Origin of the sequence: Pusillimonas noertemannii, assembly GCF_003096595.1 — a bacterium.
Lineage (GTDB): Bacteria > Pseudomonadota > Gammaproteobacteria > Burkholderiales > Burkholderiaceae_B > Pusillimonas > Pusillimonas noertemannii.
This window is the reverse complement of sequence record NZ_QEKO01000002.1, coordinates 625,415-639,959: the sequence shown is the minus strand read 5'-3', so window position 1 is coordinate 639,959 and position 14,545 is coordinate 625,415. Positions and strand designations below refer to the sequence as shown.

Sequence of the window (14,545 nt, the reverse complement as noted above, 5' to 3'; positions counted from 1 at the left end):
ATGATTTCTGACCGTATTACGAAAGATCCGGCACTGGCCGGCAAGGTCGTGGCCGCCGTGTCAATGACGCATACGCCGGGCCTGGGAGACCGCCTGGACGCGCCGCCAGCCGACCAGATGGAGCGTTTGTACCAGGCATTCGGCCAGGTCAGGAGGGAGCTCGAGGCGGCGGAGCCCGACCTGGTGCTTGCGTTCGTCAATGATCACTTCGACATGTACTGGCTGAACAATATGCCGGCATTCTCGGTGAGCGTATCCGATGTCCATTACGGGCCTTCGACCGATGCGCAGGACTGGCTGCAGATGGCACGGCAGCCTCATCCCGGCGACGCCGGCTATGGCAAACACATACTCGAGCAGTGCATCGCCGACGGCTTTGATATGATGCGTTCCGGCCCGGCAGAGTTCAATCACAATGTGCTGATACCCAAGAAGTTCCTTTGGCCGGATCGCGACATTCCCGTCGTGCCGGTCTTCATCAATTGCTTTGCGCCTCCGCTGCCCGCATGGCGCAGAAGCTATGAACTGGGCCGGTGCATACGAAAGGTCGTCGCCAGCCGGCCCGAGCGCATCGCCTTGCTGGCGTCGGGCGGCATTTCGCATTGGCCTCCTTTTGTCGATGAAGATCGCATTCCCGCCGATGATGAACTGCTGCAGCGCCAGCTTCGCACCCAGCTTGAAGGACCCGCAGCCCGGGCGGCGGACCCGCACTTGCGGCGCGATTTCCACGCCCGCGAAGCACAGATGTCGGCCAGCGACCAGCCATTGATCAACGTTGAATGGGATCGCGACGTCATGGCGGCCCTCGAGCGCGGCGATATAGAACATCTGCTGCGCCAGGACTACGCTGCGGTCGAACGGTCGGGCGGCAACGGCGGACATGAGATGGCGATGTGGATAGCCCTGGCGGGCGTCCTGGACGGAGCCCCGGGCAGGACAGTGATCTATGAGCCCGTAAAGGAATGGATGGGGGGTGTGGGTATCCTCTCATACTGAGGAGAACGCCAACGTGATCGAGACCAATGCATGAACAAAGCAGATACCAATGCCGCTGCGCGGCGCGGCGCCTCGGGGGCCGTCGAGGCGGCATCTTCCCAAGATTCGCTATCCGGCAGGAACCGGGGCACAGACTTGCCCGAGGACTGGCAGTTGAACGGCAACGTCGCGCACTATTTTTCAAGAATCATCAACCGGCTGAATCTGGATCTGGCGGACAGAGTGCGGGCGCTGGATATTACGGCTCAGCATTATCGTGTTCTACAGATACTTTATTTTGGCGACGGAATCACCATCGGAGCGCTCAGAAAGCGCATCGTCATTACGCTTCCCGTGCTCAGCCGCGTTCTGGACCAGATGCAGCAGCGTGGCTTGCTGGTCAGGCAGTCCAAGCCGGAAGACGCGCGTTATACCTATATATTCCTGACCCAGAAGGGCGTCGAGGCATACGAAAAGGCCTGGCCTGAAGCCAGGCCCATTATCGACGACGCCCTGGAAGGCCTGACGCGCAGCCAGTTGCGTACTCTCTTGAGTCTTATTCAGAAGATAGACGGCCGCATCAACGAATGAGAGCTTGCCTATAGCGGGCGCAGCCCCCTATGCGCTGTTGTTCTGTTGCTCGATCAGAGAATCTTGCGTGGCGTAATAGGCGGCGACCGCCTTGCGCAGGTTGAAGCGGACGCTTTCCTGCACCGCCTCGACGTCTTTGTCCATGAAGGCCTCGGTAATTTTTCGGGTCGAGGTCAGGGACCATTCGCGGAACTTGGGGTTGCGCAGCGTGGCCAGCCGTACGGCTTCGACGTGATCGGCCAGGCGCGTGATCATGCTGGCCAGGTGCCGATTGGGAACCTGGCTGATCCAGGTGGTGCGGAAAAGATCGTTGGCCTCCATATAGCCGATGATGTCGTTCGATTCATGCGCCTTGATCGATGCCTCGGTGGCCTGGCTCATGATGGCAAGGCCTTCGAGCGTGGCGCTTTCGCAGGCGCTGGCGGCGGCCGGGGGTTCGAGCAGCAGGCGCACTTCGAACATCTGGGCGATGTCGGTGGGTGTGAAGCGGCGCAGCACGAAGCCCCGCGACGTGCCTTCGAGCAGGCCTTCGTGCTTGAGCTGCAGAAGCGCCTCGCGCACCGGCATGCGCGACACTGAAAGAGAGGCTGCGATCTCGTGATCGACCAGCCTGTCGGCCAGGCCGACCTCGCCCTGGCGCATGCGCGAGCGCAGATGATGGTAGACCTTTTCACGAATGCTGAGCTTTGGCGGCTGCGGGCGGGTGGCCGGCGGGCCGGGCTTCCTGGCGGTGCGTGTCATGGCGAATCAGATGCCTTGTTGGTGCGTAGGAGGAACCTGCAGTGCTTGCAACCCTGCGCGGCGCATGCGGTTTCTTCCACGGATACCGGGGTCTGCGCAATGAGCGCGCCTACCGCGGAAAGCATGCCGGCGATTGCGCTGCATACTGGTTTTTCGCTGGCGCCGAAGCCCGCGGCAAAGGGGCTGTTATGCACGATGAGTTCCCATTGCCCCGGGGTATTTTGATTGAAGGCCCATTTTCCCCAGCCCAGCTCGGCCGAATAGGCTTCCATGGTTTGAAGAAAACGCCGGGCGTCGTTGTGCAGCGATTGAAAATAGGATCGGGCCGACTTGCCGCCCGAATCGCGCACGGCCTGCCCGAACGCGGCCAGCGCCTTCGAAACCTACCAGACGGGCTACATCCTGCCTCAGGAGTACTCATGGAAGTAAGGCGGGCAGGGCGGCCGGCGCGCTGCCCGGCTGTTTCACGGCCATGGCGGCCATGAAGGAAGGGCGCCATGGCTAGCTATGCGGCCCTTCTTGGAAGAAAGTTCGGCACGGTGTGTCTTACGGCGCTGTTGCTTTCCATCGTCGTGTTCATCGTGCTCCGCATCATTCCTTCTGACCCGCTGGCAATGATGCTGCCGCCTTCGGCCACGCAGGCCGACATCGACTTCATCCGCAAAGAACTGGGGCTTGACGGCTCGATCTTCCAGCAGTACCTGGTGTGGCTGGGCAACGCGCTGCAGGGCGACCTGGGCGCCTCGATCTATTTCCGCACCCCCGTGCTCGAGCTGCTGAAGACGGCCTTGCCGCCCACGCTGGAACTGGTGCTGGTCAGCCTGGTCATGGCCCTGGCCATCTCGATTCCGGGCGGCGTGCTGCTGTACAAGCTCGAGCGGCGCAAGGGCGAGATGCTGGCCGACTTCGCATTGGTGTTCCTGCTGTCCGTTCCGTCTTTTCTGTGGGGCATCATACTGATCGTCGTGCTGGGCGTGGTCTACCCCGTCCTGCCCTTCATGGGGCGCATCGACCCAAGCTTCCCGGTTGATACGATTACGGGGTTCCTGCTGATCGACACCTTGCTGCAGGGCCAATGGCGGGCCTGGCTCGATGCCTTCCAGCATCTCATCTTGCCGGCGCTGGCCCTGGCGCTGTCGTTCAGCCCCATTATCGTCAGGGTGCTGCGCTCCAGCCTGCTGGATACCGCCGCCGCCCAGTACGTGAACGTGGCCCGCCTGCGCGGCCAGTCCGAATGGCGGGTGCTGGTCCATCACATGCTCAAGAACGCCGCTTTGCCCACGCTTACCCTTATCGGCGTGCAGTTCGGCTTTCTGTTCGGCGGCACGCTGCTGATCGAGCTGATCTTCTCCTTTCCCGGCATAGGCAACCTGATGGTGCAGGCCATCAAGAACTTCGACTTGCCGCTGATCCAGGGTGTCGCGCTGGTTTTCTGCCTGATGGTGCTGGTGGTGAACTTCTGCGTAGACGGCCTATATGCGGTGCTCGACCCGAGGCTCAGAACAGCATGAGCAGCATATCCATCAATCAACAGGCCAGGCCGCGCGGCGGCATGGCGCGCATCTTCAGCCACCCCAAGGTAGCCGTCGGGGGCGCCATGGTGCTCCTGTTCGTATGCGTAGCGGTGTTCGCGCCGTGGCTGGCGCCCAACGACCCGAATGCGCAAGACCTTCTGGCCACGCTGCTGCCGCCCGCCTGGGCCGCCGACGGCATGGCCCAGTATCCGCTGGGCACCGATTCGCTGGGCCGATGTGTGCTGTCGCGGCTTATCTACGGCAGCCGCATCGCGCTCATTGTGGCGGTGGCGGCCGCCACGGGCACCATGCTGCTGGGCACCACGCTGGCCATCCTGGCCGGATACCTGCGCGGCGGCTTCGACCGGGCAACGAGTTTCATCGTGGTGCTATGGATGGCGTTTCCGCCCGTGGTGTTTTCCATGATGCTGATGGTGGGCCTGGGCACGGGGGTGCGCAACGTCATCCTGGCCGTGATCCTGGTCGACTGGACCCGCTTCTACCGCGTGGTGCGGGCCGAGGTCATCGTCGCCCGCCAGCGCGAGTACGTGCAGGCGGCGCGCTTGCTGGGCTTCTCGCACCTTCGGGTCATGCTGCGCGAGGTGCTGCCCGGCGTGGCGCCGCTCATCATCACCCTGTTCAGCCTGCAGATGGGCGTGGCCATCATCGTCGAGGCCATCCTCAGTTTCGTGGGCCTGTCGGTGCCTTCCAATGTGGTCGCCTGGGGCGTCATGCTGGCCGATGGCCGCGACCAGATCTACCAGGCCGGCTGGAACCTGCTGGCCCCGGTGTGCGGAATCGTATTTGCCGTGCTTGCGTTCAACCTGCTCAGCGACGGCTTGCGGGTGGTGCTTGATCCGCGCTTGCGCAAAAGAGGGGGCGAATGATGCCGGCGGTGCTAGAGTTCAAGAACGTCTCGGTCAGCGTCAAGGTGGGCGGCGCTGACGTCGCCCTGCTGCGCAATGTCACGTTCGACGTCGGCAAGGGCCGCATCCTCGGCCTGGTGGGCGAGTCGGGTGCGGGCAAGAGCATGGTCGGCAGGGTGATCTCGGGCCTGCTGCCCGACAACCTTCGCTTCTCGGCCGGCCACGTGTATTTTCAGGGCGGTGAGCTTACGGGCCGCAAGGCGCGGGCGCTGCTGGGCCGCCGCATCGCCTTCATTCCGCAAGAGCCGCTTTCGGCGTTGAACCCCGTACTTACGGTGCGCCAGCAAATGTTCGAGCACATGAAGCACCTCGGCCTGCCGCGCAAGCAATGGGAGCCCTACTGCCTCGAGCGTCTGGCCGAAGTGGGCCTGCCCGATCCAGCCGACATGCTCGGGCGCTATGCACACCAGCTTTCGGGCGGCCAGTGCCAGCGCGTGCTGATCGCCATGGCGTTCTCGGGCGACCCCGAGCTTATCGTGGCCGACGAACCCACCACGGCGCTCGATGTTGTCACCCAGGCGCAAATCGTAAGGCTGCTTCGGCAGGTGCAGCGCAAGCACGGCACGGCGGTCATTCTCATTACCCACGACCTGCGCATGGCGGCCCACGTCTGCGACGAGGTGGCAGTGCTGTATGCGGGCGACGTGGTCGAGCGGGGTTCCGCGCGCAGGGTGCTCGAGGCGCCCTGGCATCCCTATTCATGGTCTCTCAAAATGGCCACGCCCAATCTGACGGGGCCGCAGTATGTCCTGCCGGCCCTGGCCGACCTCATGCCGGGCCTGAAGCAGATTGCCGAACTGCCCGGTTGCCGCTTCGCGCGCCGCTGTCCCACACGCAATGCCGAATGTGAAAACCGCGTGTCGGCGCTTGAAAGCGTAGGCCAAGGCCACTTTGTCGCATGCGCAGGCCAATGCCGCGTCGATTCGGCGAGCCGCAAGACCGAACCCCACGCGTTGCCGCCGGCTGCCCATCCTGGCGGCCGGCCGTTGCTCGAGCTTCGCGACGTGGGCATGACCTACCAAGGGCGGGGCGGGCGCAAGGGGCAGCTGTTTCATGCGCTCAAGCCCTTGTCCCTAAGCATAGGCCCCGGCGAGCTGCTCGGCGTGGTGGGCGAGAGCGGCAGCGGCAAAAGCACCCTGGCCCGCCTCATGGTGGGCCTGATGGCGCCCACGGCCGGTACCGTGCACGTCGATGGCGTTGCGCGAGCCCAAGCCTCGGCCCGCCAGGCCGCCCAGATGCGCGAGACCGTGCAGATGGTGTTCCAGGATCCCGATTCCGCCCTGAATCCAAGGCGTACCGTCGAAGGCCTGGTGGCCCAGGCGCTTGAGCTGCGTCCTGATATTGCGGGGATTGAACGCAAGCGAATTGCCGAACGCCTGATCAAGCAGGTGGGCATGGCCGTCGATGCATTGCAGCGTTTTCCCTCGCAATTGTCGGGGGGGCAGAAGCAAAGGGTGAACATTGCGCGTGCGCTGTGTGTCACCCCGCGCTTGCTGGTGGCCGACGAAATCGTCTCGGGGCTCGACGTCTCGGTGCAGGCATTGATCATGAACCTGCTGCTGCAGCTCAATCGAGAGCTGGGCATTGCCGTGGTGCTGATATCGCACGATCTTTCCGTGGTGCGCTACTTGTGCCAGCGCGTGCTGGTCATGCGTCACGGCGAGGTTGTCGAACAGGGGCCCACCGATCAGGTCTTTGGCAATCCGGCGCATCCGTATACCCGGCTGCTGCTCGAGTCGGTGCCGTCCGACGACGCCGGCGCCGCCTGGCCGCCGACGGAGCATGATCAAGATAGTGTCCGGGCCGGCTCGGCCGAACTGGAGTTTCAATCGTGAGGCGCCCCGCGGCGCCCGCGACCAAGGAGCGATGAATGGATTATCGACATGACAGAGCGGCGCTCGACGGGCTGGTGCAAGCAGGCCAGGTCCATCGTGACGCCTATCTCAGCGAAGAGATCTTCGAACTCGAGCGCGAACGCCTGTTCAGCCGCTCCTGGCTGTACGTGGGGCATGAAAGCCAGGTGCCCGGGCACGGCGACTACATTACCGTAGACCTGGCGGGTAGTTCGGTGGTCATGGTGCGCGACACGGACGGTTCGGTGCGCGTGCTGATCAACCGTTGCGCCCACAAGGGCGCCCGCCTGGTCAGCGAGCCGCAGGGCAATGCCGGCAGGGTGATGCGTTGCCCCTACCACGCCTGGACCTACCGGCTCGACGGCTCGCTGCTTGCGGTGCCGCTCAAGGCCGGGTACGAAGGCACGGTTTTTTCTCAAAGCCGCGCCGCGGCCGGCCTGTCGGCGCCTGGCGGCGTACAGGTATATCGGGGCTTCGTGTTTGCCCGGCTCAGCACCGACGGCCCTTCATTCGAAGACTATTTCGGCCAGGCGCTCAAGGCTCTGGACAACATGGCCGACCGCTCTCCGGAGGGCGAGCTGCAGGTGGCTTCCAACTGCATACGCAGCGTCATTCGCTGCAACTGGAAGATGTACCTCGAGAATGTCAACGACACCGTGCACCCGATCTCCACGCACGAGTCGGCCTCTTCCACGGCGCGCAAGGTGGGAAACGAGTTTGCCGACACCGTGCCCACGGCCATGGAGCAATTGCTTCCGTTCGGTGCGGGCTACGACTTTTACTCGAAGATGGGGGCCACGACCCTGCCCCATGGGCACAGCATTCTGGGCAGCGAGTTCAGCATTCATACCGACTATTCAGACGTTCCGGGCTATCGCGAGATGCTCGAGCAGGCGCACGGCCCGGCGCGCGCCCGTGAAATCCTGTCTTATTCGCCGCAGAACGTGGTGCTTTATCCCACTCTGGCCGTAAAGGGCTCTCCGCAGATACTGCGCGTGCTGCGCCCCGTTTCGGCCGGGCTGACGCGGCTGGAGACCTGGGTCTTCCAGCCCAAGGGGGCGCCGGCGGCCTTGCTCGAAAGAGGGCTTACCTATGCCCGCCTGGTCTTCTCGCCCATGAGTGTGGTGGCCCATGACGACGTGCATCTTTTCGAGAGCCAGCAGAAGGTGATGGCGTCGGCCGGCAACCCATGGGTGAACCTGCAGCGGCAGTTCGACCCGGAGGAGTGCGGGCAGGAAACCCACGATTTCGAAGACGGAAACAATGAGCTCGTCATGCGCAACCAGTACCGGGCCTGGCTGGCGATGCTGGCCGAGCCCGCAGCAGAGGAGAGCCTGGCATGAACCAGTGCATTACCTTGGACAGCCGCCTGCGGCGATTCGTCTACGATGAAAACCGTTTGCTCGACGAGCGGCGCTTCGACGAGTGGTTCGAGCTGTTCGCTGAAGAAGGAGTCTATTGGGTGCCCGCCCGGGCAGGGCAAACCGACAAGGAGGGCGAACCCTCCATCGCTCTGGAAGGGCGGCTGTTGCTGAAGCTGCGCGTCGACCGCCTCAAGCATGAACGGGCCCACTCCCTGCATCCGCAAGTTCGCAGCATGCACGTGGTGCAGCGTCCCAGGGTCGAAGAGCCCGAAGGCGGGCTGGATGCGGTATCCTGCAATCTTGTGTATTTTGAGTACCAGGGTGGCAGCCAGCTCGTGCTTGGTGCGCAGGTTCGCTATTTGCTGCGGGAAGCCGAAGGCCGGCTTCTCATTGTCGAAAAGCGCGTTCAACTGCTTGACTGCGACGCATACCTGCCGGCCATCCAACTCTTCATCTAATGTTTTCTTGCCTGGCTTGATAAATGTGCGCTTCTCCTTCCTCCGGCCCCACTGAAATTGCTGCCGCCCAGGGCGAATATACGTCCCTGCCTATTGCCGACCTTTCTTCTTCCCAAGCCTACAAGCTGCTGACGGGGGTGGTTGTGCCGCGCCCCATCGCATGGATAAGCACGCGCAGCACAGACGGCGTGGTCAACATTGCGCCGTTCAGCTCGTACAACTATGTGGCCGACACGCCGCCCATGCTGGCCGTCAATATCGGTCTGCACGACGACGGGACCATGAAGGACACGGCCCGCAACATCAGGCAAACCGGCGAATTCGTGGTCAACGTCACCACCCGGGCCGCGCTCGACGTCATGAACGCCAGCAGTGCAAGGTATGGGGCGGACACCAGCGAGGCCGAGCAACTGGGCATACAGCTGCTGCCGGGCCAGGTGGTGGGGGCGCCGCGCGTGGCGTCTTCGCCCGTGCACATGGAATGCCGTTTGTCGAAGATCGTTCCCTTGGGCGCGGGCGTCAATACCTTGTACATCGGCGAGATCGTGATGTTCCATCTGGCCACTCACGTATACGACGGGCGCCATGTAAACAGCGAGGCCATCGACCCGCTTGCGCGGCTGGGCGGGCCTTTCTATGCGTCGCTGGGCGAGATCTACAAGCGCAAGCGCCCGCTCGACCCCGAAAGCGACATCGAGGCGACAACAGGCGGCAATTAGCCTTGGGTAAGCCCGGCGAGCCCGGGCGGTGTCGGGCCGCTCTTACGGAACGGTATTGCTGCCGGGCATGCCGCCTTCGTTTTCCATGCGCGATATCTGCTTCGAGTCAAGGCGGGTGAACTTCAGGCGCACGCCCGCGCCGCCGCCGTTTTCATCGATGAAGACGGCCCCCAGATCCTCCAGGGTCTCCTGAAGCTTGCGTATGACCTGGGCTTCGGGCTCATCGAGCTTCTGTTCGAATTTTTCAATGATGCGCCGATCAATCCCCGAGCGGGAGGCCAGCCTGCCCACGGTGATCTCGACAAGGACGCGGGCAGCCCAGCATTGCGGTCCGGTAATCATGTTGGCTCCTTTTTTGTTCGGTGCGGCGACCGCCTGGTTGTCAGGGGCTGAGCCGCACTTCCTGCAGATCCAGTAACTGTACCTGTTCTCGCGCCAGTTCGTCCGAGATGCGATGGGTGCGGGCCAGTTCGAAAATGGCCTGGCGCGAGGCGGCGATGGCGGCAAGCCTCATCAGGCGCTCGGCTTCGCGGCGCCGTTGGTATTCTTGCGGGTCGGCCTGTTCGTCGGTCGAGTCATGGTGGTCGCGCAAGTCGGCCAGAACCCGGTTGGCCGCGTCGGTGTACACGGCCGTGTCGGGCGCCGAACTGGTTTCGAGCAGTTCGTTCAGCGTCAGGCCCACGCTTTTTATCGCTGCATCATGTGCCATTTTGCGGGCCAGCGCCTCTTGCCGGTGGCGCCGGGTCTCGACGGGCGCCTTGAGCCCGCCCAGCAGCGCGGGCAGGGCGATGCTGGCCACCAGAAGCGAAGTGATGATGACCATGGCGGCCAGGAAGATGGCCAGGTCCCGCGCCGGAAAGGCGCTGCCGTCGGGCATGGCCAGGGGCAGCGTCATGACGCCGGCCATGGTGATGGCGCCCCGGGCGCCCGCCAGCGACACCACCAGTATCATGCGCCGGCTCACCGGCGTGGCGTCGCTGCGCGTGCGCGATTCGAATACGTGGCTGATTTTCAGTGAGGCATAGACCCAGGCATAACGGATGAGGATCAGCGCCAGGCAAATGACGAAGACATAAATGGCCAGCCACCATACCTGATGGTGCCCGGTTTCCTGTACGACCGTCACGGCGCCGTCCAGAATGGCCGGGAACTGCTCGCCCAGCAGCACGAACATGATGCCGTTCAGCGTGAACTGCAGCATGTCCCAGATGACCTTGCGATTGACGCGCGTTACCGCAAGCGCGCCGCCCGACAGTTCGGCATAGCTCATGGCCACGCCTGCGGATACGGCGGCAAGTATCCCCGAGGCCTGGGCATGCTCGGCGACCACGTAGGCGGCGAACGGGGTCAGCAGGCTGATCAGCACTTCCGAGCCCGGTTCTTCGCCGAAGCGGCGCGTGAACCAGTTCTTGGCGAAGTTCACCAGCAGCACTACGCCCACGCCTATGACAAGGCCCGCCAGCGCCGTCCAGAGGAAGGACGCGGCGGCCATGCTCAAGGAAAACGTGCCCGTCAGCGCGGCCGCCACTGCGAATCGGAAGGCGACCAGTCCGCTGACGTCGTTGAACAGCGATTCGCCTTCCAGTATGGAGGCGATGCGCCGTGGCAGCGGGTTGCGGCGCGTGATGGCCGAAATGGCGACCGGGTCGGTGGGCGAGACGATGGCGGCGAGCGCAAAGGCCACGGGCAGGGGCATGGCGGGAATCAGCCAATGCAGCAGGTAGCCCAGGCCCGCCACCGTCAGCAGCACCAGTCCGAATGCCAGCTGGACGATGCCCAGCTTTTCGCGGAACAGGGATTCTTTGGGAATGCGCCAGCCGTCCAGGAACAGCAGCGGGGGCAGGAAAAGAAGAAAGAAGATGTCCGGATCGAGACGGACTCCCTCGCCGAAGACGGCGGAGATCAGGAAGCCCAGCGCGATCTGGACGAGGGGAAGGGGCAGGGGAAGCAGGCGTGCCAGCACGCCGCTGAGCAGTACAGCGGCCAGCATGGCCAGGGCGATGCCTACTGCTTGCATGGCGCCCCGTTTGAGTGGGGGTGAAAGCGTGGTCTCATTCTATGTCGCGGGCTGCGCGCCAACCGGCGCGCATGACCGCATTATTGTGACACAGACGAGACTACGGGCTGCTTACTGGGCGTCGGCCTGGCGCAGTTGCTGGTACTTGGCCATGCGGCTCTTGTAAGCGTCGCTGAACGCGTCGTAGGAAAGAGCGATATAGGCCTGTTCGCTGAAGCCGGCGTCACGCCAGGCTTGCAGGTCGCGCTGTACTTCCTGGCGGGTCAGTTCGGGCTGGTCGGCGTTCTGGGCCAGGGCGCTTACCGAGGTGGCCGAAGCCAGCAGCCCGAATCCAAGGGCGAGTGCTGAAAGAGTGGATTTCATGATGTTCCTTACTTGGTTCAAGAGGTGGAAAAAAGAGCCGCTGCGAAGATGCGTGGTGTTCGAGGCCATCAAGCGGCTCAAGCTTCCTGTAAGTGAATTCTATCCAGAGCTAGTAAGGGTAGAAACTAGGGAAAAAGCAATTTAAAATTCCATAAAACGGAATCATGAGAGGGAAATGGCAGATTCGATCAGCGAGCTGGAGCTTTTCATCCAGATCGCGGCCGCAGGTTCAATCACCATGGCCGCGATCAAGCTTGACAGCTCGCCGCCGGCTGTCAGCCGGCGATTGGCGGCAATGGAAGCGCGGCTGGGAGTGCGCCTGATAGAACGCAGCGCCCGGCGTTTCGAACTGACCGAAGCGGGGCACGCATTGCTCGAGCGCGCGCAGCGCATCGTCGCCGAGGTCGAAGAGGCCGAGGCCGAGGTGGCAAGCCACGCGCGCAAGCTTGTCGGTCGCCTGAGCATAGGCGCCATGCAACGGCTCATTCGCACGCGCCTGGCGCCCGAGGTCGCGCGCTTTGCGCAACTGCACCCGCAGCTTCAGGTCGAGTTCCGTCTTTCCGAGCGCCCGCTCGATCTCGAGGAAGACGAGCTCGACATCCTGTTCCAGATAGACGTGCCGTCTGCGGCCAACGTGGTGGCGCGCAAGCTGACCGACAGCCGCTTCGTCCTGTGCGCTTCGCCCGACTATCTGAAGCGGCGGGGCCAGCCCGCGAGGCCCGACGATTTGCTGCAGCATGACTGCCTGTGCTTTGTACGGGGTCGTCGCCTGATGAATAGCTGGACCGTCAGCGAGGGCGGAGTTGTGCGCGACGTAACCGTCGAGGCGCGGCTTGCCAGCAACAGCGGCGACGTGCTGCATCAATGGATACAAGGCGGCTTCGGCATCGGCATGCAGTTTCTGTGGGATGTCGAAGAGGAACTGGCCGCGGGCCGCCTGGTGGAGTGCCTGGCGCCCTACACAAGCATGTCGTTCAGCCTGTATGCCGTCTATGCGTACAAGGGCTATCGGTCACCGAAGATGGAGCAGTTTCTGAAGTTTCTGGACGATCGGTTCGGCGACGGGGCCGACGCGGCTTGACCACGGGCTGCGGTCATGCAGCCATGCGGTGTCACTTTTTCTGCCCAGAGCCGTGAGAGCCGGGCAGGCCCACCTGCTCGTGCAAGCTCACTTCCGCGCCGGTGCGAGACGACTCGATGGCTGCCGCGCATACCTCGAGGTTGGCCAGGCCCCAATGGCCGTTGTGGATGGCTGGGTTCCGGCCGGTGATGGCGCCGTGGAATTCATCCATGACCAGGTCACGCGGGCTGCGGTCGGAGGGCAGGCTGATTTCTTCGGCGCCATGCGGCGTGAACACCTGCAGGCCCTGAGGCGATTGGCGGATGTCGCCGCCTTCGCAGCTGACCAGGGTAAGGCCAAAGAAGGGCTGCAGCGGGGCGTCGGCGGGAATGGCGCTGCGGGCGCGCGCCTGCTTGGCCGCGAGTTCGGCCCGGGGATCCGCGCCGGGTGAGGCCCAGCGGCGGCTGCCTGGCGGCTGCCGATGCCCCCATTCGGACACGTCGAAGGTAAGGTCCATGCTGGAGAAGCGGCCGTAGCCGTTGTAGACGGCGGTGGCCGCCGCGCCATCGGCGAAATCGAGGTAGGCCACGTGGGCGCCGATGACGCGGCGCGAAGTGTCCATATCGAAGGTGCGTGCGCGTACGCTTTGCGCCTGGCCCCCGCACAGCAGCCTGATGATGTCGAACTGGTGCGACCCCTGGCGGTAGGTGACGCCGCCGCCCTGCTGCTCATCGAGCTCGTCGGGCCGGCGCGGGCGATAGACCCAGTCGGTGTAGCACCAGGTATTGACCATGCGCACGCGGCCCAGCCCGCCTTCGTCGATGATGCGCCGCATGGCGTGTATGGGCATGTCGTAGCTGTGTGAATGGCCCACCAGCATAATGACGCCCGCGCGCTGAGCAGCCTGCACCATTGCCCGTGCTTCATCCAGCCCGGTTGCCATGGGTTTTTCGACCAGGATATGGACCCCGGCCGCGCAGGCTTGCAGCACGTGCTGGGGATGCAGGGCGGTGGGGGTGGCGATATAGACTGCCTGCAGCCCGGGGTGCGCCAGCATGGCCTGCACGCTGTCGTAGCCTTTGGCGTCGAGGCCGGCGAGGGCCTCGGCGCGTACTTGCGCCGAAGGCTCGGCCGCGGCGGCCAGGCGAAAGCCGGGGTGGCGGGCAATGGCGGGCAGGAATGCCCGCCCCGCCGCGCCCAGGCCGGCGATGCCTATGGCCACTGGAGCGGCGGTATTGCGCGGCGTGGCCATCAGGCGGTCTCGCCCCGCGCTTGCCCGCCCGCGCCGGTTTTCTTGCGCGGCGGCCGGCCGCTTTGTTCAGGCTTTTTTTCAGTGGCCTGGCCGGGCTCTTTGGTGGCGGCCTGCGTCATTTCGTCGATGTTCAGGTTTTCGATGATGGCCACCAGCGAGCGGCGTGTGACCGCGAGGTCTTCATCGGGGACGCCGGTGATGGCGATGCGGTTGGTTTCTTCTGCCAGGGGCACGATGAGATTGCGCAGGGCGGCGCCTTGCGGGGTAAGAAAGATGCGGATCTGCTTGTTGTTGCCCGGCAGCTTCTGGCGCGTGATGTAGCCCAGTTTTTCCATTGCCTGCAAGGCGCCGAAGGCGGTGGATTCCATGATGCCCGCCTGCTCGCTTAGCTGGCGCTGCGTCATGCCGTCGAGCTGCCAGAGTATGCGCAGCAGCGTCCAGTGCCCGTACAGCACGCCGTGGTGGCGAAGCCGGGATTGCAGCGCGCGTGACGACCCGCGAAAGGCTACCTTGATCAGGTGAAGAATCCGTTCATGCGGACCTGTTTCGCGCAAGAGCGCGGGCGAGGCTTCGTCTTCGGGGGCGTAGGGGGTGTGGGTCACGTGTGTCCTGGTGCTTTCGTTGGGCAATGGCAGGAGCTTATCAGCCAGGGATTGATAATTGCTTTGGTACCAAAGTTATTCTAGGATAAATTGCCTGGATTGAAAACGTT

At 63.7% G+C, this 14,545-nt stretch carries 16 protein-coding genes; 9 read left to right on the top strand and 7 right to left on the bottom strand.

What is annotated here, in order from left to right; translation table 11 throughout:
* Positions 1 to 996 (top strand): DODA-type extradiol aromatic ring-opening family dioxygenase, encoded by a 996-nt coding sequence (locus C7440_RS10145; protein ID WP_116518404.1) that lies wholly within the window; start codon positions 1 to 3, stop codon positions 994 to 996.
* Positions 997 to 1,026: 30 nt separating this feature from the next.
* The gene (locus tag C7440_RS10140) at positions 1,027 to 1,566 is read left to right on the top strand and encodes a MarR family winged helix-turn-helix transcriptional regulator (protein ID WP_116518403.1); all 540 of its coding nucleotides are present in this window, start codon (positions 1,027 to 1,029) and stop codon (positions 1,564 to 1,566) included.
* 27 nt (positions 1,567 to 1,593) lie between these two features.
* On the opposite strand, the gene C7440_RS10135 is transcribed toward C7440_RS10140, so the two are convergent.
* A complete protein-coding gene (locus tag C7440_RS10135; RefSeq protein WP_116518402.1) occupies positions 1,594 to 2,307 on the bottom strand; it encodes a GntR family transcriptional regulator in 714 nt (237 codons plus the stop codon).
* Entirely contained in the window at positions 2,304 to 2,657 is a 354-nt protein-coding gene (locus C7440_RS10130) for a V4R domain-containing protein (protein WP_116518401.1), read from the bottom strand. The genes C7440_RS10135 and C7440_RS10130 overlap by 4 nt, the downstream gene beginning before the upstream one ends.
* 147 nt (positions 2,658 to 2,804) lie before the next feature.
* Here C7440_RS10130 and C7440_RS10125 point away from each other — a divergent pair, with 147 nt between their 5' ends.
* From C7440_RS10125 to C7440_RS10100, 6 genes are read left to right on the top strand one after another with little or no spacing between them, the layout of a single operon-like run.
* Entirely contained in the window at positions 2,805 to 3,818 is a 1,014-nt protein-coding gene (locus tag C7440_RS10125; protein WP_116518400.1) for an ABC transporter permease, read from the top strand.
* A complete protein-coding gene (locus C7440_RS10120) occupies positions 3,815 to 4,708 on the top strand; it encodes an ABC transporter permease (RefSeq protein WP_116518399.1) in 894 nt (297 codons plus the stop codon). Before C7440_RS10125 ends, C7440_RS10120 begins: the two co-directional genes overlap by 4 nt.
* A complete protein-coding gene (locus C7440_RS10115; RefSeq protein WP_116518398.1) occupies positions 4,705 to 6,582 on the top strand; it encodes a dipeptide ABC transporter ATP-binding protein in 1,878 nt (625 codons plus the stop codon). The genes C7440_RS10120 and C7440_RS10115 overlap by 4 nt, the downstream gene beginning before the upstream one ends.
* 35 nt (positions 6,583 to 6,617) lie before the next feature.
* Positions 6,618 to 7,943 carry an aromatic ring-hydroxylating oxygenase subunit alpha gene (locus tag C7440_RS10110; protein ID WP_116518397.1) on the top strand — a complete coding sequence of 442 codons (1,326 nt, stop codon included), beginning with the start codon at positions 6,618 to 6,620 and terminating at the stop codon, positions 7,941 to 7,943.
* The gene (locus tag C7440_RS10105) at positions 7,940 to 8,422 is read left to right on the top strand and encodes an aromatic-ring-hydroxylating dioxygenase subunit beta (RefSeq protein WP_017524415.1); all 483 of its coding nucleotides are present in this window, start codon (positions 7,940 to 7,942) and stop codon (positions 8,420 to 8,422) included. The genes C7440_RS10110 and C7440_RS10105 overlap by 4 nt, the downstream gene beginning before the upstream one ends.
* Before the next feature lie 23 nt (positions 8,423 to 8,445).
* Positions 8,446 to 9,141, top strand: coding sequence for a flavin reductase family protein (locus tag C7440_RS10100; protein WP_017524414.1), 696 nt, complete (start codon positions 8,446 to 8,448; stop codon positions 9,139 to 9,141).
* Between the two features lie 42 nt (positions 9,142 to 9,183).
* On the opposite strand, the gene C7440_RS10095 is transcribed toward C7440_RS10100, so the two are convergent.
* The 3 genes from C7440_RS10095 to C7440_RS10085 form a co-directional block, all read right to left on the bottom strand.
* Complete coding sequence (locus C7440_RS10095) at positions 9,184 to 9,483, bottom strand: hypothetical protein (RefSeq protein ID WP_017524413.1); 300 nt, start codon at positions 9,481 to 9,483, stop codon at positions 9,184 to 9,186.
* 40 nt (positions 9,484 to 9,523) lie between these two features.
* Positions 9,524 to 11,158, bottom strand: coding sequence for a Na+/H+ antiporter (locus tag C7440_RS10090; RefSeq protein ID WP_116518396.1), 1,635 nt, complete (start codon positions 11,156 to 11,158; stop codon positions 9,524 to 9,526).
* 111 nt (positions 11,159 to 11,269) lie between these two features.
* Positions 11,270 to 11,521 (bottom strand): DUF4148 domain-containing protein, encoded by a 252-nt coding sequence (locus tag C7440_RS10085; RefSeq protein ID WP_157787568.1) that lies wholly within the window; start codon positions 11,519 to 11,521, stop codon positions 11,270 to 11,272.
* Between the two features lie 175 nt (positions 11,522 to 11,696).
* Here C7440_RS10085 and C7440_RS10080 point away from each other — a divergent pair, with 175 nt between their 5' ends.
* Entirely contained in the window at positions 11,697 to 12,602 is a 906-nt protein-coding gene (locus tag C7440_RS10080; protein ID WP_116518395.1) for a LysR family transcriptional regulator, read from the top strand.
* A gap of 31 nt (positions 12,603 to 12,633) precedes the next feature.
* Here the strand turns inward: C7440_RS10080 and C7440_RS10075 are convergent, their stop codons facing one another.
* Together C7440_RS10075 and C7440_RS10070 are read right to left on the bottom strand one after the other, a co-directional pair.
* Positions 12,634 to 13,833 (bottom strand): Gfo/Idh/MocA family oxidoreductase, encoded by a 1,200-nt coding sequence (locus C7440_RS10075; protein ID WP_116518394.1) that lies wholly within the window; start codon positions 13,831 to 13,833, stop codon positions 12,634 to 12,636.
* On the bottom strand, positions 13,833 to 14,435 hold the full coding sequence (locus C7440_RS10070; RefSeq protein ID WP_243410879.1) for a MarR family winged helix-turn-helix transcriptional regulator: 603 nt from the start codon (positions 14,433 to 14,435) through the stop codon (positions 13,833 to 13,835). Before C7440_RS10070 ends, C7440_RS10075 begins: the two co-directional genes overlap by 1 nt.
* Between the last annotated feature and the right edge of the window lie 110 nt (positions 14,436 to 14,545).